This window comes from Kitasatospora sp. NPDC101447, assembly GCF_044767225.1.
Lineage (GTDB): Bacteria > Actinomycetota > Actinomycetes > Streptomycetales > Streptomycetaceae > Kitasatospora.
Window position 1 is genome coordinate 237325 of sequence record NZ_JBIWNL010000003.1, and the last position, 17394, is coordinate 254718.

The 17394-nt window shown below is 73.9% G+C and carries 17 protein-coding genes and 1 pseudogene; 6 read left to right on the forward strand and 12 right to left on the reverse strand.

Annotated elements, in window-relative coordinates; genetic code table 11:
• Positions 1 to 57 precede the first annotated feature (57 nt).
• From ACIRST_RS06005 to ACIRST_RS06020, 4 genes are all read left to right on the forward strand, one after another.
• On the forward strand, positions 58 to 744 hold the full coding sequence (locus ACIRST_RS06005) for a class I SAM-dependent methyltransferase (RefSeq protein ID WP_402800424.1): 687 nt from the start codon (positions 58 to 60) through the stop codon (positions 742 to 744).
• A complete protein-coding gene (locus ACIRST_RS06010) occupies positions 741 to 1139 on the forward strand; it encodes a sulfurtransferase TusA family protein (protein WP_402800427.1) in 399 nt (132 codons plus the stop codon). The genes ACIRST_RS06005 and ACIRST_RS06010 overlap by 4 nt, the downstream gene beginning before the upstream one ends.
• A gap of 110 nt (positions 1140 to 1249) precedes the next feature.
• Entirely contained in the window at positions 1250 to 2179 is a 930-nt protein-coding gene (locus ACIRST_RS06015) for a polysaccharide deacetylase family protein (protein WP_402800429.1), read from the forward strand.
• A 41-nt stretch (positions 2180 to 2220) separates the two neighbouring features.
• The gene (locus tag ACIRST_RS06020) at positions 2221 to 2685 is read left to right on the forward strand and encodes a hypothetical protein (protein WP_402800432.1); all 465 of its coding nucleotides are present in this window, start codon (positions 2221 to 2223) and stop codon (positions 2683 to 2685) included.
• 61 nt (positions 2686 to 2746) lie between these two features.
• Here the strand turns inward: ACIRST_RS06020 and ACIRST_RS06025 are convergent, their stop codons facing one another.
• Both ACIRST_RS06025 and ACIRST_RS06030 read right to left on the reverse strand, forming a co-directional pair.
• Positions 2747 to 3724 (reverse strand): MerR family transcriptional regulator, encoded by a 978-nt coding sequence (locus ACIRST_RS06025; RefSeq protein WP_402800433.1) that lies wholly within the window; start codon positions 3722 to 3724, stop codon positions 2747 to 2749.
• A gap of 222 nt (positions 3725 to 3946) precedes the next feature.
• Complete coding sequence (locus ACIRST_RS06030) at positions 3947 to 5392, reverse strand: RsmB/NOP family class I SAM-dependent RNA methyltransferase (RefSeq protein ID WP_402800437.1); 1446 nt, start codon at positions 5390 to 5392, stop codon at positions 3947 to 3949.
• Positions 5393 to 5678: 286 nt separating this feature from the next.
• Here ACIRST_RS06030 and ACIRST_RS06035 point away from each other — a divergent pair, with 286 nt between their 5' ends.
• Entirely contained in the window at positions 5679 to 6071 is a 393-nt protein-coding gene (locus ACIRST_RS06035) for a peptidoglycan-binding domain-containing protein (protein ID WP_350521208.1), read from the forward strand.
• Positions 6072 to 6129: 58 nt separating this feature from the next.
• On the opposite strand, the gene fmt is transcribed toward ACIRST_RS06035, so the two are convergent.
• Both fmt and def read right to left on the reverse strand, forming a co-directional pair.
• Complete coding sequence (fmt, locus tag ACIRST_RS06040; RefSeq protein WP_402800631.1) at positions 6130 to 7077, reverse strand: methionyl-tRNA formyltransferase; 948 nt, start codon at positions 7075 to 7077, stop codon at positions 6130 to 6132.
• A 42-nt stretch (positions 7078 to 7119) separates the two neighbouring features.
• Positions 7120 to 7665, reverse strand: a complete 546-nt coding sequence (gene def / locus ACIRST_RS06045) for a peptide deformylase (RefSeq protein ID WP_350521210.1) — start codon at positions 7663 to 7665, stop codon at positions 7120 to 7122.
• 265 nt (positions 7666 to 7930) lie between these two features.
• Between def and ACIRST_RS06050 the strand changes: the two are divergent.
• Positions 7931 to 8448, forward strand: a pseudogene (locus tag ACIRST_RS06050) (hypothetical protein); the annotation flags it as partial.
• Positions 8449 to 8735: 287 nt separating this feature from the next.
• Here the strand turns inward: ACIRST_RS06050 and ACIRST_RS06055 are convergent.
• From ACIRST_RS06055 to ACIRST_RS06090, 8 genes are all read right to left on the reverse strand, one after another.
• Positions 8736 to 10820 (reverse strand): primosomal protein N', encoded by a 2085-nt coding sequence (locus tag ACIRST_RS06055; protein WP_350521212.1) that lies wholly within the window; start codon positions 10818 to 10820, stop codon positions 8736 to 8738.
• A gap of 99 nt (positions 10821 to 10919) precedes the next feature.
• Positions 10920 to 12143: a methionine adenosyltransferase gene (metK, locus tag ACIRST_RS06060; RefSeq protein ID WP_350521213.1), complete on the reverse strand. Its 1224-nt coding sequence runs from the start codon at positions 12141 to 12143 to the stop codon at positions 10920 to 10922.
• A gap of 149 nt (positions 12144 to 12292) precedes the next feature.
• Positions 12293 to 13519 carry a bifunctional phosphopantothenoylcysteine decarboxylase/phosphopantothenate--cysteine ligase CoaBC gene (coaBC, locus tag ACIRST_RS06065; protein WP_350521214.1) on the reverse strand — a complete coding sequence of 409 codons (1227 nt, stop codon included), beginning with the start codon at positions 13517 to 13519 and terminating at the stop codon, positions 12293 to 12295.
• Positions 13520 to 13666: 147 nt separating this feature from the next.
• Positions 13667 to 13933 (reverse strand): DNA-directed RNA polymerase subunit omega, encoded by a 267-nt coding sequence (gene rpoZ / locus ACIRST_RS06070; protein ID WP_030056185.1) that lies wholly within the window; start codon positions 13931 to 13933, stop codon positions 13667 to 13669.
• Between the two features lie 37 nt (positions 13934 to 13970).
• Complete coding sequence (gene gmk, locus ACIRST_RS06075) at positions 13971 to 14528, reverse strand: guanylate kinase (RefSeq protein ID WP_350521215.1); 558 nt, start codon at positions 14526 to 14528, stop codon at positions 13971 to 13973.
• A 49-nt stretch (positions 14529 to 14577) separates the two neighbouring features.
• Positions 14578 to 14904 (reverse strand): integration host factor, actinobacterial type, encoded by a 327-nt coding sequence (mihF, locus tag ACIRST_RS06080; RefSeq protein WP_030056187.1) that lies wholly within the window; start codon positions 14902 to 14904, stop codon positions 14578 to 14580.
• A gap of 442 nt (positions 14905 to 15346) precedes the next feature.
• Complete coding sequence (gene pyrF / locus ACIRST_RS06085) at positions 15347 to 16180, reverse strand: orotidine-5'-phosphate decarboxylase (protein WP_350521216.1); 834 nt, start codon at positions 16178 to 16180, stop codon at positions 15347 to 15349.
• Positions 16181 to 16245: 65 nt separating this feature from the next.
• Positions 16246 to 17349, reverse strand: coding sequence for a quinone-dependent dihydroorotate dehydrogenase (locus ACIRST_RS06090; protein ID WP_350521217.1), 1104 nt, complete (start codon positions 17347 to 17349; stop codon positions 16246 to 16248).
• Between the last annotated feature and the right edge of the window lie 45 nt (positions 17350 to 17394).

Sequence of the window (17394 nt, forward strand, 5' to 3'; positions counted from 1 at the left end):
GGATACGACCGCACCACCCCCGCGCGACCGCACGACCACCCCGCGAAGGGCAGCACCATGACCCACACCCCCGGCGACACGCCAGGCCGGGAGCCCGCCCTCGCCGACACCCAGCGCGCGCACTGGCAGCGGACCTACACCGCCAACCCCGGGATGTACGGCGAGCTGCCGTCCGCCCCCGCCGCGTACGCCGCCGGGGCCTTCGCCGCCGCCAGGGCCCACGACGTGCTCGAACTCGGCGCCGGCCACGGCCGCGACGCCCTGCACTTCGCCCGCGCGGGCTTCCGGGTGCTGGCCACCGACTTCAGCCCGACCGGCCTGGAGCAGCTGAGCGCAGCAGCCGCCGGCCAGGGCCTGGCCGACCGGCTCTCGATCGTCACCCACGACGTGCGTGACCCGCTGCCCCTCCCCGACGCCTCCGTCGACGCGGTCTTCGCCCACATGCTGCTCTGCATGGCGCTCTCGACCGACGAGATCACGGCACTCGTCGCCGAGGTCCGCCGCGTCCTGCGCCCGGGCGGCACCTTCGTCTACACCGTCCGACACACCGGCGACGCCCACTACGGCGCCGGTACCGGCCACGGGGACGACATCTGGGAGCACGGCGGCTTCGCCGTCCACTTCTTCCCCCGCGAGCTGGTGGACGCGCTCGCCGAGGGCTGGCACCTCACCGACGTCCACCCCTTCGAGGAGGGCGAACTGCCCCGCCGCCTCTGGCGCATCACCCAGGAGACCCCCCGATGACCTCCCCGGCCACCCCGTCCGCCCCGCTCGGCCCCGACCGCACGCCGCTCGGCCCCGACGGCACGCCCCCCGCCCCCGACGGCCCCCTGCTCGCGCCCGACCGCACCGCCCCCGACCTCACCATCGACGGCACCGGCCTGCTCTGCGTCCAGCTGCTGCTCCGCCTGCGTGCCCGCATCGCGCACCTCCCGGCCGGCGCGGTGGTCCACATCCAGACCACGGACCCCGCCGCCCCGCTCGACCTGCCCGCCTGGTGCCACCTCACCGGCCACGAGTACCTCGGCCAGGTCCCGTACGAGGCCGCCGACCGCGAGGTGTACGGGCTGCGCCTCACCTCCGCCCCGGTCCGGACCCGCCCCGACCGCCCCTGGCACCCGGCCCCCACCACCGGCTGACCCACCGACCCATCGCACCGACCCACCGCACCGACCCACCGCGCCACCCCCGTTCGCCCCCGGTGGAAATCCCCGCGCGCCCACCCCGGGAGCCGGTGCAGACTCCCCCCATGCCCGCCACCGACCCCGCCGCCACCCCCAACCCCAGCGCCAACGCCCTCCTCCACCACCCGCCCGACGCCCGCCTCCTGCTGCTCAACTGCGATGACCTCGGCCGGGACGAGTCCGTCAACCTCGCCGTGATCGACGCCGTTCGGAACGGCATCGCGGCCTCCTGCAGCCTGATGACCGTCTGCCACGCCGCCCCGCACGCACTGCGGCTCCTGCGCCGGCACCCGGACGTCCCCTTCGGCGTCCACCTCACCCTGGTCTGCGAGTCACCGCACCTCCGCTGGGGCCCGCTGGCCGCCCGCGACCGGGTACCGTCCCTCCTCGACGACACCGGCGGGTTCTTCGCCCCCACGCCCGCCGGACGCTCCCGACTGCTCGAACGCGCCCGGCTCGACCACGTCGAGCGCGAGTTCCGCGCCCAGATCGACGCGGTGGGGGCGGCCGGTCTCGCACCGACCCACCTCGACTTCCACTGCCTCGCCGACGGCGGCCGCGAGGACATCCTCGACCTCACCCTCGCCCTCGGCGCCGAGTACGGCCTGGCGGTCCGGGTCTGGCTGCCACCCGCCCTGGCCCGGATGCGCCGGCTCGGCCTGCCGGTCGTCGACCACGACTTCCTCGACAGCTTCGCCGTCCCGCTGGACGACAAACCCGCCCACTACGCCCGGCTGCTGGCCGCGCTCCCGCCGGGCCTGACCGAATGGGCGCTGCACCCCGGCCTGACCGGGCCCGACCCGCGTGCCCCGCACGACGACGGTTGGCACGTGCGCCGCACCGATCACGAGTTCCTGGTGTCCCCCGAGGCCCCTCGGCTCCTCGCCGAGCACGGCATCACCGTCATCGGCTACCGGCCCCTTCAGGAAGCCTGGCAACGGGCCCGAGAACGGCTCACACCCGACTTCCCTCCACCGGCCGGTGTGCCACGATGAGGGACTACGAACAGTCGGGAACCACAGGGAGGTTGACCACCATGAATCCGGATCAGACCCTCCACTGCCAGTGGCACGACCAGGCCGGCCACTGGGCACTGACCGTCAGCCACAACGGCCGCGAGTGGGAGCTGTTCGCCGCGGGCCCCTTCGGATCCGAGTCGCTCCCGTTCGCGCACTCGGACGAGGTCCGGCGGCTCGCCCAGGCCCTACTGGACCTGCCCGCCGAACCCGAGCCCTACGAGTTCGAATGGGAGCTCTCCCGGACCGAGTTCGCCCGGACGGAGAGCGAGCGGAACCACTTCGCGACCTTCGCCGTCGGCCTCGACCCCAGCGACGACCACCGCCCGTACCTCGCCTTCCAGTCCTACTTCCACTGGGGGCAGACGACCGCACTCGGCATGGAGGTGGTCTGCGACGACCCGCCGGTCGACGACCTGCGTGCCCAGGCCCACGCCTTCCTCACCGGCTTCCCCGGCCCGACACACCCCCAGCCGAAGCCGTAGCGGTAGCCCCAGCCGCAACCGTCGTCGACGTGGCCACCACGCCCACGCCGCCCGTACCGGTTCAGGCCACCGCGCGCCGCGCCCAGTCCAGCTCGATCGCCCGACTCTCCGGCTCCGACCACCCGTTGACCACCGCCAGCAGGTGCAGATAGCGCTCCCGCCGCAGATCAGCCATCGCCGCCAGCCTCTCCCCCAGCCGACCCCGCAGCCGATCCCCCGATCGATCCCCCGGCCGACCCCGCACCGCCTCGGCACCTCTCGGCAACATCGCCGCGTACCGCGTCAGCAGCTCCGCCGCGATCACCGCCGCCTCCGGCGACTCCGGAACCACCCCGGCCGCGACCGCCGGACCGGCCAACTCCCGCACGGCCACCGCCAGTCCGGGACGCGGTCGGCCCTCTCCGGCCTCCGCCGCCTCGTCCGCCAGCAGTCCGCGCAACAGCTCCCGGAACCCGTCGTCCGCCGCCAGCTGCGCCAACTCCACCCAGGCCTCGACCTGTTCGGCCGACGGATCGGCCGGCAGCTCCGGCGTCAACGACCGCGCCACGGCCGCGAACCGGCCACCGGCCGCCGATCCGACAGCCGCCGACCCACCGGCCACCGACGCACCGAACACTCCGGTCAGGAACTCCCCCACCAGGCGCTCCCGTTCGTCCTCCGACAGTCGGGCCAGCCGGTGCACCATCGTCAACTCCTCGGGTGTGGACCCGCGCCTGGCCACCGCGCCCAGCACGGCCCGCTGCAGTCGCAGCACCCGGATCCGGACGTCGAGCGCCTCGGCGTGCGCCGCCACGACGGCGGGCAGGGCACGTTCACGCTCCAGCACCGACCGGATCTCGGGCAGTCCGAGCCCGAGCTCCCGCAGGGTGCGGACCAGTTCCAGGCGCGCGACGGCGTCGACGCCGTACCGCCGGTGGCCGGCCGGGTTGCGGTCGGCCGGCGACACGATCCCCTGGTCCGAGTAGAAGCGGACGGTCTTGACCGTCAGCCCCGTCCGCCGGGCCAGCTCACCGATGGTGTAGGTCGTGTCGCCGTTCATGGCCACCACCCTGCCTCCTCCCCCTACGGGAGGTGCAAGCGACCACCTCGAACCGACCGGGCCACCCGAGGAAGCCGCCCGATCAGGCCTAACCGAACCGACCAGGCCACCCGACCAGGCTGAGCCGACCAGGCCGTCCAACCAGACCGAACCGACCAGGCCACCCGACCAGGCTGAGCCGACCCGACCGTCCAACCAGACCGAACCGACCAGGCCGTCCGATCAGGCCGTCCGCCGCAGCAGCGCCAGGTACATCGCGTCCGTCCCGTGCAGGTGCGGCCACAGCTGCACGTCCGGCCCGTCCCCGAGCGCGGGGACGCCGGGCAGCAGCGGGCGCGCGTCGATCCACTCGACCCGCCCGCCCTCGGAGCGCAGCACGTCGTCCACGACCGCCCGGGTCTCCGCCAGGTGCGGCGAGCAGGTCGCGTAGCCGACCACGCCGCCGATCCGGGTGGCCTCGATCGCCGAGCGCAGCAGGTCCCGCTGGAGCGGCCCGAAGGCCGCCACGTCGGCCGGCCGGCGCCGCCAGCGCGCCTCCGGGCGCCGCCGCAGCGCGCCCAGGCCGGAGCAGGGAACGTCGACCAGCACCCGGTCGAAGCTGTCCGGCTGCCAGGCCGGGCGCGTGCCGTCCGCCGCGATCACCGTGTACGGACCGGGGTTGCCCTGCAGCGCCCGTGCCACCAGTCGGGCCCGGTGCGGCTGCTTCTCGCTGGCGACCAGCGCCGCCCCGCGCTCGGCGGCCAGCGCGCCGAGCAGTGCCGCCTTGCCGCCCGGTCCGGCGCAGCCGTCCAGCCAGATCCGGTCCGGGCCCTCCAGCGGCGCCGCGGCCAGGGCCAGCGCGACCAGCTGGCTGCCCTCGTCCTGCACGCCCGCCCGGTTGTCCTTCACCGCCGCGACCGAGCCCGGGTCGCCGCCCTCGGCGAGCCGCAGCGCGAACGGCGACCAGCGCCCCGGTGCGGCCTCGGGCAGCGCGTCGGCCAGCTCGTCGACGGTGGCCCGGCCGGGGCGGGCGACCAGGGTGACCTCGGGCCGCTCGTTGTCGGCCCGGAGCAGCTCCTCCATGGCGCTGCGCCCGGAGGCGTCCGGCTGCCAGCGGCCGAGCGAGTCCCAGAGCGCGGCGACCACCCAGCGCGGGTGCGAGTGGACGACCGCCAGGTGGTCCTCGGCGTCCCGGTCGTACGGCGGGGCGACCTGCTCGATCCAGGCGTCCAGGTCGTGGGCGCTGATCCGGCGCAGCACGGCGTTGACGAACTTCGCCTTGCCGTCGCCGAGCACCACCCGGGCGAGCTCGACGGTCGCCGAGACGGCCGCGTGGCTGGGGATGCGGGTGGTGAGCAGCTGGTGGGCGCCGAGCGAGAGCACGTCCAGCACCGGCGGGTCCACCTTGCTCAGCGGCCGGTCGATGCAGGCGGCGATGATCGCGTCGTAGGTGCCCTGCAGGCGCAGGGTGCCGTAGACGAGCTCGGTGGCGAGGGCGGCGTCGCGCCGGTCCATGCCCTTCTGCTCGGCCTCGCGGAGCAGCGAGGGCAGGATCAGGTTCGCGTAGGCGTCGCGCTCGTCGACGGCGCGCAGCGCACGGAACGCGACGATCCGGGCCGGGTCCTTCTTAGGACGGCGGTGCGGGCGGGGCGCGCGCTTGGCGCCGGGGGTGTTGCTGGGCGTGCTCATACCTGTGTGCCTCAAGGTGCTGCGGGGGCTATCAGCTGCGGGTTGTCCACAGGAACAGTAACGCGAAACCCGCGCCGACCGCCCTTCCGCCCACCCCGTACCGCCCCGCCGCCGACCCCTCTGCCGCCGTTCCGCCCACCCCCCAGCGCCCGCCGCCCCGCCGCCGGGCCCCCGTGATCCCCACCGCTACGATCTGACGGGTGCGCAGCTCGCACGGACGCACCGGGGGACGCCGCGTCGAAGCACGGACGCCCCCGCCATCCATCCACCAGGGGGACCCCACCGCATGAAGCTCCGCAGAACCCGCCTCGCCGCCGTCGGCCTCGGCATGGCCGGCCTCTCCCTCTTCGCCTCCTCCGGCACCGCGGAGGCGGCTTCGGGCATGCCGTACGTCGGATACGGCTACCAGAACATCCCGGCGGCCGTGAAGTGTGCGCAGCACTTCTCGAACCTGTTCGGCGGCTACCGGCAGCCGATCTTCGAGGACGGCAAGTACGGGCCGGAAACCGACTGGGCCATCCGCAAGTTCCAGAAGCGGATGGTCGACATCGGCCGGTTCCCCCTCGACGTCGACGGCATCGTGGGCCCGGCCACCGGCCGGGCCATGCTGAAGACGGCCTGGGACGCCGGCATCCAGGACGCCGACTACGGCCGCTGCTGGGCCGCCCTGCCGTCCTGATCAGCCCCGTCCCGGGTCTCCGCAGCCGCGGATGCCCGGGACGCGTTCCCCGGCCGGATCACTCCTTGCCGGTCCCGAACCTCTCGCCGGCCTCCAGCCGCGCCCCGCGGGCCCAGTCCGCCGCCCGCATCTCCTTCTTGCCCTGCGGACGGACCTCGCCCAGCTCGATGTCGTGGCTGCCGGTGCCGACCCGCACGCTGTTCTTGCCGACCATCGCGACCTCGCCGGGCGCCAGTTCGGCCGACTCCGGCAGCAGCTTGACCGGCCCGGTGACCTTCAGCCGCTCGCCGCGGAACTCGGTCCAGGCGCCGGGCGCGGGCGCGCAGCCGCGCACGACCCGGTCGACCCGCAGCGCGGGGTGGTTCCAGTCGATCCGCGCGTCCTCGACGCTGATCTTCGGCGCGAGCGTGACGCCGTCGACCGGCTGCTGCACGGCGTGCAGGGAGCCGTCCTCGATGCCGTCCATGGTGGCCGCGAGCAGCCGGGCGCCGGAGAGCGAGAGCCGGGTGAGCAGCTCGCCGCTGGTGTCGGTCGCGCGGATCTCCTCGGTGATCACGCCGTAGACCGGGCCGGAGTCCAGGCCCTGCTCGATCAGGAAGGTGGACGCGCCGGTGACCTCGTCGCCCGCCAGCACCGCGTGCTGGACGGGGGCTGCGCCGCGCCAGGCGGGCAGCAGCGAGAAGTGCAGGTTGACCCAGCCGTGTACGGGGATCTCCAGCGTGCCGGGGCGCAGCAGCGCGCCGTAGGCGACCACCGGGCAGCAGTCGGGGGCGAGTTCGGTGAGGCGGGCGACGAACTCCGGGTCGCTGGGCTTCGCCGGCTTGAGGACCTCGATCCCGGCCTCCTCCGCGCGCTGGGCGACGGGGCTGGCGACCAGCTTGCGGCCGCGGCCGGCCGGGGCGTCGGGGCGGGTGACCACCGCGACGACCTCGTGCCGGTCGGAGGCGAGCAGGGCGTCCAGGGCGGGAACGGCGACCTCGGGGGTGCCGGCGAAGACGAGACGCATCAAGGGCCTTTCTGTAAAAAGAAGTTCGGGAAGCCGACGGGGTCAGCGCGCCGCGCCGAAGGTGCTGTGCGGCGAGACCTTGACGACCGGCGCCGGCCCGCTGCCCCAGTCCGCCTCGCGGATCGCCTTCAGGGCGGCCTTGCGCTGCTCGCGGTCGAGCCGGTCGATGAAGACGATGCCGTCCAGGTGGTCGGTCTCGTGCTGGATGCACCGGGCGAGCAGCTGGGTGCCCTCCACGGTCACCGGATCGCCGTACATGTTGAAGCCCTTGGCCACCACGCCGTACGCGCGCTTGGTGTCGTAGCGCAGGCCGGGCAGCGAGAGGCAGCCCTCGGGGCCCTCCTGCTCGTCCTCGCTCAGCGACAGGTCCGGGTTGATCAGGTGCCCGGTGACGCCGTCCACGTGGTAGGTGAACACCCGCAGGGAGACGCCGAGTTGGGGAGCGGCGAGACCGGCGCCGGGGGCGTCCAGCATGGTGTCGGTGAGATCGCGGACCAGGTTGCGCAGTTCCTTGTCGAACACGGTCACCGGCTTGGCGGTGGCCCGCAGGACGGGGTCTCCGAAGAGACGGATCGGCTGGATCGACACGGGCTACGGGCTCCTGTCCGTCGGGGTGTCGGGAGTCGGCGCGGGACTGCGGGCAACGGCTGTTCCCGCCAAGTCTATGCAACGCGCCGGCCCCGTCCCCCATGCCCTCGACGCCGCCGGAACCGTTCTGGCATAACCCGACTCTGCCGAGCCGCGTTACCCCGGCCCCCGCTTCGGCGTTGGTCAAGAGAGATTGACCGGGGCCGGGCGCACGGGACACCGCGCCCCGGCCGAGCCCAACCGTACGGAAGGTGGCACGTAGGCCATGGCTGAGCAGATCAACCACGACGCCCGGGCGCGGGCGAGCCTGCACCTGCTGGTGCGGGACATCGAGCGGGTGAGGCGCCAGGTCGATGCGCTGCGGACGCTCACCGCCCAGCTGGGAAACGTCTACCGACCGCGCCGCCCCAGCACCTCGGCCGGCTTCGTGGTGTACGGGCGGGCGCCGGCGCCGACCGTGCGCCTGGCGCAGGAGCTGCGGGAGAGCGTGGAGACCCTGGTGGCGGCGGCGGTCGAGTTCGACCGGGCGCTGGGCTTCTCCTGGGACTCGGTGGGCTCCGCCCTCGGGGTCACCAAGCAGGCCGTGCACCGCCGCTACGGCATGCGCCGCCCGACCAGCGAACTGCTCGCCGCCAGCGGCGCCGTCCCGGGCCCCGGCCGCCCGGACCGCTCGGAGGACCTGCCCGCCGCCCCCGCCGCCGGCCTGGCCGCGACCGTCCCGGCGGCCCGCCAGGGCGGCCTGGACCGCAGCAGCCTGGAGCGCGCCGCCCTGGAGCGCACCCCCGTCGACCGCCCCCAGCCCGACCGCGGCACCATCGAGCGCACCACGATCGACCGCAGCACCCCCGTCGACCGCACCGGCATCCCCCTGCGCGGCTGACGGCACCCGCACCCGAACGACCGGCCACCCGGGGCGGGGTGGCCCACTCACCCCGCCCCACCGCCGCCCTGCCACGCCGGGAAGCAAGCCCCCGGCCCCGAAAGCCCCGGCCCCGGCCCCGGCCCCGGCCCCGAAAGCGCCGGCCCCGGCCCCGCCAACCGAGCGGACCGCCCGGACCGCCCCGCCCGCCTCAGCCGATGTCCGTCGGATCCACCCGCACCCGTACCGGCTCAGCCGTCCGCAGCGCGATCCGCGCGATCTGCGCCGCCTTGAGCGCCGCCGCCAGCGCCGACCCCTGCCCGGGCGCCACCCGCAGCAGCGCGCGCTCCTGCTCCTCCCCGCGCAGCGCGGGCAGCGGCACGGGCCCGAGCACGTCGGCGCCCTCCGGCAGCCGGATCAGCCCCAGCAGGTCGGCGACCGCCGCCGGGCTCCCGCTGACCGAGGCCATCCGCGACACCGGCGGGAAGTGCAGCTGCGCCCGTTCGTCCCGTTCCAGCGCGGCGTGCCCGAGCGGGTCCCAGCGGACCATGGCCTGGACGGGACGGGCGGACGGCTCGGCGACCACGACCACCGTGCCGCCCTCCGTGGAGGGCCGCACCAGCGCGGCCGCCGCCAGCCAGAGCCGCAGCGCCTCCTCCCCCGCCCGCAGGTCCGGTCGGCCGAGCAGGGCCCACCCGTCCAGCAGCAGGGCCGCCCCGTACCCGGAGCCGCCCTCCACCACCGGCTCCGCGCCCGGCGTGGAGATCACCAGCGAGGGCTCGTCCGGCACGGTGGCCAGCACCGAGTCCCGGCCGGAGGTCCGCACCGGGATCCGCGGGAACGCCTTGCCCAGTTCCTCCGCCGTCCGCCGGGCGCCGATCACCTGGGCCCGGAGCCGGAACGACCCGCACTCGGGGCAGTGCCAGTCGTTCTCCGCCTCCCCGCACCACCCGCAGTGCAGCGCGGCGTCCGCCGAGGGCGCCTCCAGCGGCCCCTCGCAGCGCCGGCACCGCGCCGGGGTGCGGCAGCGTCCGCAGGCCAGCCGGGGCACGTAGCCGCGCCGGGGCACCTGGATGAGCACCGGGTGCCCCGCCGCCAGCGACTCCCGGGCGGCCTCCCAGGCCACCGAGGGCAGCCGGGCGGCCTGCGCGGCCACGTCACGGTGCTGGTCCAGGTCGGTGACGGTCCGCACCCTCGGTGCGACCTGCCGCACGGTCTCGCGGTCCGCGACGAGCGGCCGCGCCCAGCCGGTGCTGACCAGCTGCGCGCCCTCCACCGTCACCGCGTGCCCGCCGAGCACCACGGCCGCGCCCTCCTCGGCGGCGCGCAGCAGCGCGACCTCCCGCACGTGCGGGTGCGGGGCGCGCGGGTCGCTGTGGCTGCCGTCGCCGTCCGACCAGACGACGACCAGCCCGAGGTCGCGCACCGGCGCGAACATGGTGGCGCGGGTCCCGATGGCGGCGTGCACGGAGCCTCGGCTCACCGAGAGCCAGCGCCGGTAGCGCTCGCGCGGGCCGAGGTCGGCTTCCAGGGCGGCGTGCCGCCCGGGGCCGAGCAGCTCGGTCAGCGCCTGGTCGACCCGGGCGACCGAACGCGAGTCGGGCAGCACGACCAGCGCGCCGCGCCCGCCCGACAGGGTCGCCGCCACCGCCCGCGCGATCTCGTACGGCCAGCCGGGGCCGGGCAGCGCCGCCCACACGGCGCGCGGCGCGGCGCCGTCGGCCAGCGCGGTGAGGAAGTCGGGCCCGGCCGGGTAGCGCTGCCAGCCGCCGGGGGCCGGCGCGGGCGGGCGCGGCAGCGGCGGCGGCGAGGGCTCGGCCTCGGCCTTGGCGTGCCGGGGCGGGACGGCCAGCTGCAGCACGTCGGCGAGCGTCCCGGCGTACCGGTCGGCGACGGTCCGGCACAGCCGCAGCAGCTGCGGGGTGAGCACGGGCTCGGGTGAGAGCACCTGTGCCAGCGGGGCGAGCGGCCCGGGGAAGTCGCTCTTCTCCAGGCGGGCGACGATGAAGCCGTCGTGCAGTTCGCCGCCCTCGCGCTGCCCCTTCACCACCCGCGCGCCGAACCGCACCCGTACCCGGACGCCCGGCTGGGCCTCCTCGGCCATGACGGCCGGCACCTCGTAGTCGAAGAACTTGTCGATGGTGAGCACGCCCTTGTCCACCACGACCCGGGCCACCGGAAGGTGCTCGGCCCGCTTGGCTCCGCGCCAGCTGCGCGGTTTGGCCCGCTTGACCGTCTCCCGGATGAACGCCAGCTGCTCCGGCTCGCCGGCCCCGTTCTCCCCTGTGTTGCTCATCGCTCCCAAGTACTACCAGGTCACACCGACAGGACGCACAAAGCGGAGCGGCGCCCACCCCCTGGGAGGGGCGGGCGCCGCTTCGACGTGCGGGGGACGTCAGTCCTGCACGGCAGCCTTCAGCTGCTCCACCCGGTCGGTGCGCTCCCAGGTGAAGTCCGGCAGCTCACGGCCGAAGTGGCCGTACGCGGCGGTCTGGGAGTAGATCGGGCGCAGCAGGTCCAGGTCGCGGATGATCGCGGCCGGACGCAGGTCGAAGACCTCGGAGACGGCCTTCTGGATGCTGAGGACCGGCACGGTCTCGGTGCCGAAGGTCTCCACGAACAGGCCGACCGGCTCGGCCTTGCCGATCGCGTACGCGACCTGCACCTCGGCGCGGCGGGCGAGGCCGGCGGCGACGATGTTCTTCGCCACCCAGCGCATCGCGTACGCGGCCGAGCGGTCCACCTTGGACGGGTCCTTGCCGGAGAAGGCGCCGCCGCCGTGGCGGGCCATGCCGCCGTAGGTGTCGATGATGATCTTGCGACCGGTGAGGCCGGCGTCGCCCATCGGGCCGCCGATCTCGAAGCGGCCGGTCGGGTTGACCAGCAGGCGGTAGCCCTCGGTGGTCAGCTTGATGCCCTGCTCGGCCAGCGCCTTCAGCTCCGGCTCGACCACGAACTCGCGGATGTCCGGGGTGAGCAGCGACTCCAGGTCGATGTCACTGGCGTGCTGGGTGGAGACGACCACGGTGTCGAGGCGGACGGCCTTGTCGCCGTCGTACTCGATGGTGACCTGGGTCTTGCCGTCGGGGCGCAGGTACGGGATGGTCCCGTTCTTGCGGACCTCGGTCAGCCGGCGCGAGAGGCGGTGGGCCAGGGTGATCGGCAGCGGCATGAGCTCGGGCGTCTCGTCGGACGCGTAGCCGAACATCAGGCCCTGGTCGCCGGCGCCCTGCTTGTCCAGGTCGTCAGTGTCGTCCCCCTGGGCGGACCCCTCGACCCGAGCCTCGTACGCCGTGTCGACGCCCTGCGCGATGTCGGGCGACTGGGCACCGATGGACACCGAAACGCCGCAGGAGGCGCCGTCGAAGCCCTTCTTGGAGCTGTCGTAGCCGATCTCCAGGATCTTGTCCCGGACGAGCTGGGCGATCGGGGCGTACGCCTTGGTGGTCACCTCGCCGGCCACGTGCACCTGGCCGGTGGTGATCAGCGTCTCCACGGCGACCCGGGAGGTCGGGTCCTCGCGCAGGAGAGCGTCAAGGATGGTGTCGCTGATCTGGTCAGCGATCTTGTCGGGGTGGCCCTCGGTGACGGACTCCGAGGTGAACAGGCGGCGAGACACAGCGCTCCCTGGGGTTGCAGCGGCTGCTGACTGAAGTTCCCGGTGGGCCCGGTAACTCCGGAAAGACTTGATTCCTGGAGTCTAACGGGCTGCTTCCGCCGAACGTCACCCACTCCAGGAATTCTTGAGCGTCCCGCAGCCCTTTCCGATCAGTTGCCGCCCGTTTCCAGCCGCTTTGCGACCAGGTCCCAGACGACGTCCGCGAGCGCCTCCTTCGGACCCACCGGGACGGGCGTCTCACTGCCGTCCGAGCCCAGAACCACGGCCTCGTTGACGTCCGTGCCGAAGGCCTTGCCGTTGCCCACCTCGTTGACCACGAGCAGGTCGCAGCCCTTGCGGGCGAGCTTCGCGCGGCCGTTGGCGAGCACGTCGTCGGTCTCCGCCGCGAAACCCACGACCAGTTGACCCGAACGGGTCCGGTGGGCCGAGAGCTCGGCCAGGATGTCGGGATTGCGGACCAGCGCGACCGGCGCCGGCTCGACCCCCTCGACCTTCTTGATCTTGCCGGTCGCGTACTCGGCGGGCCGGAAGTCGGCCACCGCCGCGGCCATCACCACGGCGTCCGCGTCCGCGACCGCCTTCACCGCCGCCTCGCGCAGCTCCAGCGCGGTCGAGACGTGCACCACGTCCACCCCCGCCGGGTCCGGCAGCTCGGCGTTGGCCGAGAGCAGGGTCACCCGGGCCCCGCGCGCCGCGGCCGTGACGGCCAGCGCGTAGCCCTGCTTGCCGGAGGAGCGGTTGCCCAGGAAGCGCACCGGGTCCAGCGGCTCCCGGGTGCCGCCCGCCGAGACCACCACGTGCCGGCCCGCGAGGTCGGTCGGCACCGCCCCGCCGCGGCGCAGCACGGCCCGGCAGGCGTCGAAGATCGCCGAGGGCTCGGGCAGCCGCCCCTTGCCGGTGTCCTTGCCGGTCAGCCGCCCGACGGCCGGCTCCAGCACGATCACGCCCCGGCGGCGCAGCGTGGCGACGTTGTCCCGGGTGGCCGGGTGCTCCCACATCTCGGTGTGCATGGCGGGCGCCACGACGACCGGACAGCGGGCGGTGAGCAGGGTGTTGGTCAGCAGGTCGTCGGCGAGGCCGTGGGCGGCCTTGGCGATCAGGTCGGCGGTGGCCGGGGCGACCACGACCAGGTCGGCCTGCTGCCCGATCCGCACGTGCGGCACCTCGTGCACGCGTTCCCAGGTCTCGGTGGCGGCCGGCCGGCCGGACAGCGCGGCCCAGGTCGCCTCGCCGACGAAGTGCAGCGCGGCCTCGGTGGGCACCACGGTGACCTGGTGGCCGGACTCGGTGAACCGGCGCAGCAGCTCGCACGCCTTGTACGCGGCGATCCCGCCGCTCACACCGAGGACCACGCGCGGGGCGTCCGCAGTCGTCATGAACCGGCCTCTCTACGCATCGGGAACCCGCCCACCCTACGGCCCCTCAGCCGCCGCCCGCGCAGCGCCCCACCCCGCGCCCGCAGACGACGGAAGGGCCCGGCGGAATCGAGTCCGCCGGGCCCTCCCGGAAAATCAGCGACCGCCTCAGGCAGCCTCGACCGCCTCGGCGGTCAGCATGCCCGCGTTGATCTCGCGCAGCGCGATCGACAGCGGCTTCTCGTGCACGTGGGTGTCGACCAGCGGGCCGACGTACTCCAGCAGACCCTCACCGAGCTGGGAGTAGTACGCGTTGATCTGGCGCGCGCGCTTGGCGGCGTAGATCACGAGGCTGTACTTGGAGTCGGTGGCCTCAAGCAGCTCGTCGATCGGCGGGTTGATGATGCCCTCGGGCGCGGTCATGGAAGAGGACACGCGAAAACCTTCCGAAAGGGTGGAAAAGACAGACAGGTCAGGCTACACCGAGCAAGGCTAGCAGTTCGGCCGCTACCTGCTCGACCGAGGTGTTGACAAGGGTCGTGTCGAACTCGGGCTCGGCGGCGAGCTCGATCCGGGCGGCGTCGAGACGCTTCTCGATCACGTCCTGCGACTCGGTGCCGCGCCCGGTCAGCCGACGGACCAGCTCGTCCCAGCTCGGCGGGGCCAGGAAGACCAGCTGCGCCTCGGGCATCGACTCGCGCACCTGCCGGGCACCCTGCAGGTCGATCTCCAGCAGCACGGGCTCGCCGCGCTCCAGCTTCTCCAGCACGGCCGCACGCGGGGTCCCGTAGCGGTTCCCGGCGAACTCGGCCCACTCCAGCAGCTCGCCGTTGGCGATCAGCTTGTCCATCTCGTCGTTGTCGACGAAGTGGTACTGGACCCCGTTCTTCTCGCCGGGCCTCGGGTGGCGGGTCGTCGCCGACACCGAGAGCCAGACCTCGGGGTGCATCTTCCTCATATGAGCGACGACCGTGCTCTTGCCGACCCCCGAAGGGCCGGAGAGCACGGTCAGCCGCGGACGCTCACTCATGCACCGATTATCCCGGATCGCGGAGGATGACGGGACCACCGGGGCAGGGTCAGGCGGCACCCCCGCCGAACTCCCGCTCCAGGGAGGCGATCTGGTTCGTGCCGAGGCCACGGACGCGCCGGCTCTCGCTGATGCCGAGGCGCTCCATGATCTGCTTGGCACGGACCTTGCCGACGCCCGGAAGGGACTCCAGCAGGGCCGAGACCTTCATCTTGCCGATCACGTCGTTGTCGGCCTTGCCGGCCTTGATCACCTCGTGCAGGGAGGCGCCGGAGTGCTTGAGCCGGTTCTTGACCTCGGCGCGCTCCCGGCGAGCCTCGGCGGCCTTGGCGAGCGCGGCGGTGCGCTGTTCAGGGGTAAGGGGCGGAAGAGCCACGCCGTTCACCTCAGGGTGTGGATGGATGGGATTGAGCTATGACTGGTTTCGTACCCAGGACACCGTCCGCAAGAGGAACCACAAGGCCCTGACCTGCGGGAGCCACGGAATTCGCGGCTCGCCGATGACCTATCGCCGGACACTACCCGCATTGCGGCGCCACGTCAGGAAAAGAACACGAAAAGTCCTGGTCAGCCAAGGCCGACCAGGACTTTCCCGGGCAAAATGACCGCGATTGCGAAACTTTGACGGGCTCGATGTGACGGCGCTCACGTACACTCCGCGACGCCGCCGCCGTCCTGCGGACACTCCACAGGGTCACCGACCGGCTACCGATGGGTAGCCTCCCGCTCCGTGACGGGCCCGTCCGGCCCGCGTGACCGGGTCCGCCCGGCCGGTGCGACCGGGTCCGCCCCGGCCCGCCCGACCGCGTCCGCCCGGCCTACTTGACCGCGTCCGCGAACTCGCCGACGAAGCGGTCCGACGCCTCCCGCAGCGCCGCCACCGAGGGACCGTGCTTCAGCACGTCCCGGCTGACGCTCGGCACCACGTTGATCACCGCGGCGCCGAACACCCGCGGCAGGTCCGCCATGGTCGCGCCCTGGGCACCGATCCCCGGGGCCAGCAGCGGCCCGTTGATGGCCAGCTCGACGCCCGCGTCGGCCAGCGTCGCACCGACCACCGCGCCGAAGGAGCCCAGCGGCGCCGCGCCCTCGTTCTCGGCCGCCAGCTGCCGCAGCACCGAGGCGGCGACCGGCTCGCCGTCCGCGCCCACCGCGCGCTGCACCTCGGCGCCCTCGGGGTTGGAGGTGAGCGCCAGCGCGAACACGCCGCAACCCTGCTCCCGGGCCAGGTCCAGGGCCGGGCGCAGCGAGCCGAAGCCCAGGTACGGGCTGACCGTCACGGCGTCCGAGAACAGCGGGCTCGCGGGCGACAGGAAGGCCTCCGCGTAGGCGGCCATGGTGGAGCCGATGTCGCCGCGCTTGGCGTCCATCAGCACCAGCGCGCCGGCCGCCCGGGCCTCCTCGACGGTCTTCTCCAGCACGGCGACGCCCTTGCTGCCGAAGCGCTCGAAGAAGGCGGCCTGCGGCTTGAGCACGGCCACCCGGTCGGCCAGCGCCTCGACCACGGTGCGGCTGAAGGTCTCCAGCCCGGCGAGGTCGTCGCCGAGCCCCCAGGCGGCGAGCAGGGAGGCGTGCGGGTCGATGCCGACGCAGAGCTGGCCGCGGGTGTCGAGCGCGTGGCGCAGCCGGGTGCCGAACGGGGCGAGGGTCATGTCGTCCTTTCCGAGGGGTGCGGGGGGTGCGGGGGCCGTACGGGTCTTGACGGGAGCCGGGTCGCTCACGAGCTGCGCACGGCGCTGCCGACCGCCGAGGCCAGGTCGCGGAAGCCCGCGGCCCGGATCCGGGCGGACAGGCCCTTGTGGATCTTCCGGCACCAGAACGGGCCCTCGTAGATGAAGGCGCTGTAGCCCTGGACCAGGTCGGCGCCGTGGAGGATCCGCTGCCAGGCGTCCTCGGCGGTCTCGATGCCGCCGACCGAGACCAGGGTCAGCCGGCCCTCGGTACGGGCGCGCAGCCGCTGCAGCACCTCCAGGGCGCGGGCCTTGAGCGGGGCGCCGGACAGGCCGCCCATGCCGATCTCCTCGATCCGCCCGGCGTCGGTGCGCAGGCCCTCGCGGCCGATCGTGGTGTTGGTGGCGATGATGCCGTCCAGGCCCAGCTCCAGGGCGAGGTCGGCGACCGCGTCGACGTCCTCGTCGGCCAGGTCGGGGGCGATCTTGACCAGCAGCGGCACGTGGTGCGCGGTGGTGCGGTCGGCGGCCTCGCGGACGGCGGCGAGCAGCGGGCGCAGGTGGTCGACGGCCTGCAGGTTGCGCAGCCCGGGGGTGTTCGGCGAGCTGACGTTGACCACCAGGTAGTCGGCGTACTTGGCCAGGCGCTCGGTGGACTTGACGTAGTCGGCGACCGCGTCGGCCTCCTCGACGACCTTCGTCTTGCCGATGTTGACGCCGATGACCGGGGTGGAGCTGGTGTGCGGGCGGGCGGCCAGGCGGGCGGCGACCCGGGCCGAGCCCTGGTTGTTGAAGCCCATCCGGTTGATCAGCGCGCGGTCCTCGACCAGGCGGAACAGCCGCGGCGCCGGGTTGCCGGGCTGGGGCTCGCCGGTGATGGTGCCGATCTCGACGTAGTCGAAGCCGAGCATGGCCAGGCCGTCGATGCCGACGCCGTTCTTGTCGAAACCGGCCGCGAGGCCGAACGGGCCGGGCAGGTCGAGGCCGAGGGCGCGGGTGTGCAGGGCGCGGTCGCGCGGGGCGAGCACCAGGCGCACCAGGGTGCGCAGGCCCGGCACCGAGGAGGCCAGCCGGATCCAGAAGAAGGCCAGGTGGTGGGCCTTCTCGGGGTCCATCTTCTTGAAGACCAGGTCGAACAGAAGCTTGTACAAGGGTGGTTCAACTCCCGGAGCGGATAGCGGGATTCGAGGCACGGG

Bases quoted from the DNA above. Each gene is read 5' to 3' on its own strand.
- ACIRST_RS06005 (WP_402800424.1), top strand. From the start codon at position 58: ATGACCCACACCCCCGGCGACACGCCAGGCCGGGAGCCCGCCCTCGCC.
- ACIRST_RS06010 (WP_402800427.1), top strand. From the start codon at position 741: ATGACCTCCCCGGCCACCCCGTCCGCCCCGCTCGGCCCCGACCGCACG.
- ACIRST_RS06015 (WP_402800429.1), top strand. From the start codon at position 1,250: ATGCCCGCCACCGACCCCGCCGCCACCCCCAACCCCAGCGCCAACGCC.
- ACIRST_RS06020 (WP_402800432.1), top strand. From the start codon at position 2,221: ATGAATCCGGATCAGACCCTCCACTGCCAGTGGCACGACCAGGCCGGC.
- ACIRST_RS06025 (WP_402800433.1), bottom strand. From the start codon at position 3,724: ATGAACGGCGACACGACCTACACCATCGGTGAGCTGGCCCGGCGGACG.
- ACIRST_RS06030 (WP_402800437.1), bottom strand. From the start codon at position 5,392: ATGAGCACGCCCAGCAACACCCCCGGCGCCAAGCGCGCGCCCCGCCCG.
- ACIRST_RS06035 (WP_350521208.1), top strand. From the start codon at position 5,679: ATGAAGCTCCGCAGAACCCGCCTCGCCGCCGTCGGCCTCGGCATGGCC.
- fmt (WP_402800631.1), bottom strand. From the start codon at position 7,077: ATGCGTCTCGTCTTCGCCGGCACCCCCGAGGTCGCCGTTCCCGCCCTG.
- ACIRST_RS06055 (WP_350521212.1), bottom strand. From the start codon at position 10,820: ATGAGCAACACAGGGGAGAACGGGGCCGGCGAGCCGGAGCAGCTGGCG.
- coaBC (WP_350521214.1), bottom strand. From the start codon at position 13,519: ATGACGACTGCGGACGCCCCGCGCGTGGTCCTCGGTGTGAGCGGCGGG.
- gmk (WP_350521215.1), bottom strand. From the start codon at position 14,528: ATGAGTGAGCGTCCGCGGCTGACCGTGCTCTCCGGCCCTTCGGGGGTC.
- pyrF (WP_350521216.1), bottom strand. From the start codon at position 16,180: ATGACCCTCGCCCCGTTCGGCACCCGGCTGCGCCACGCGCTCGACACC.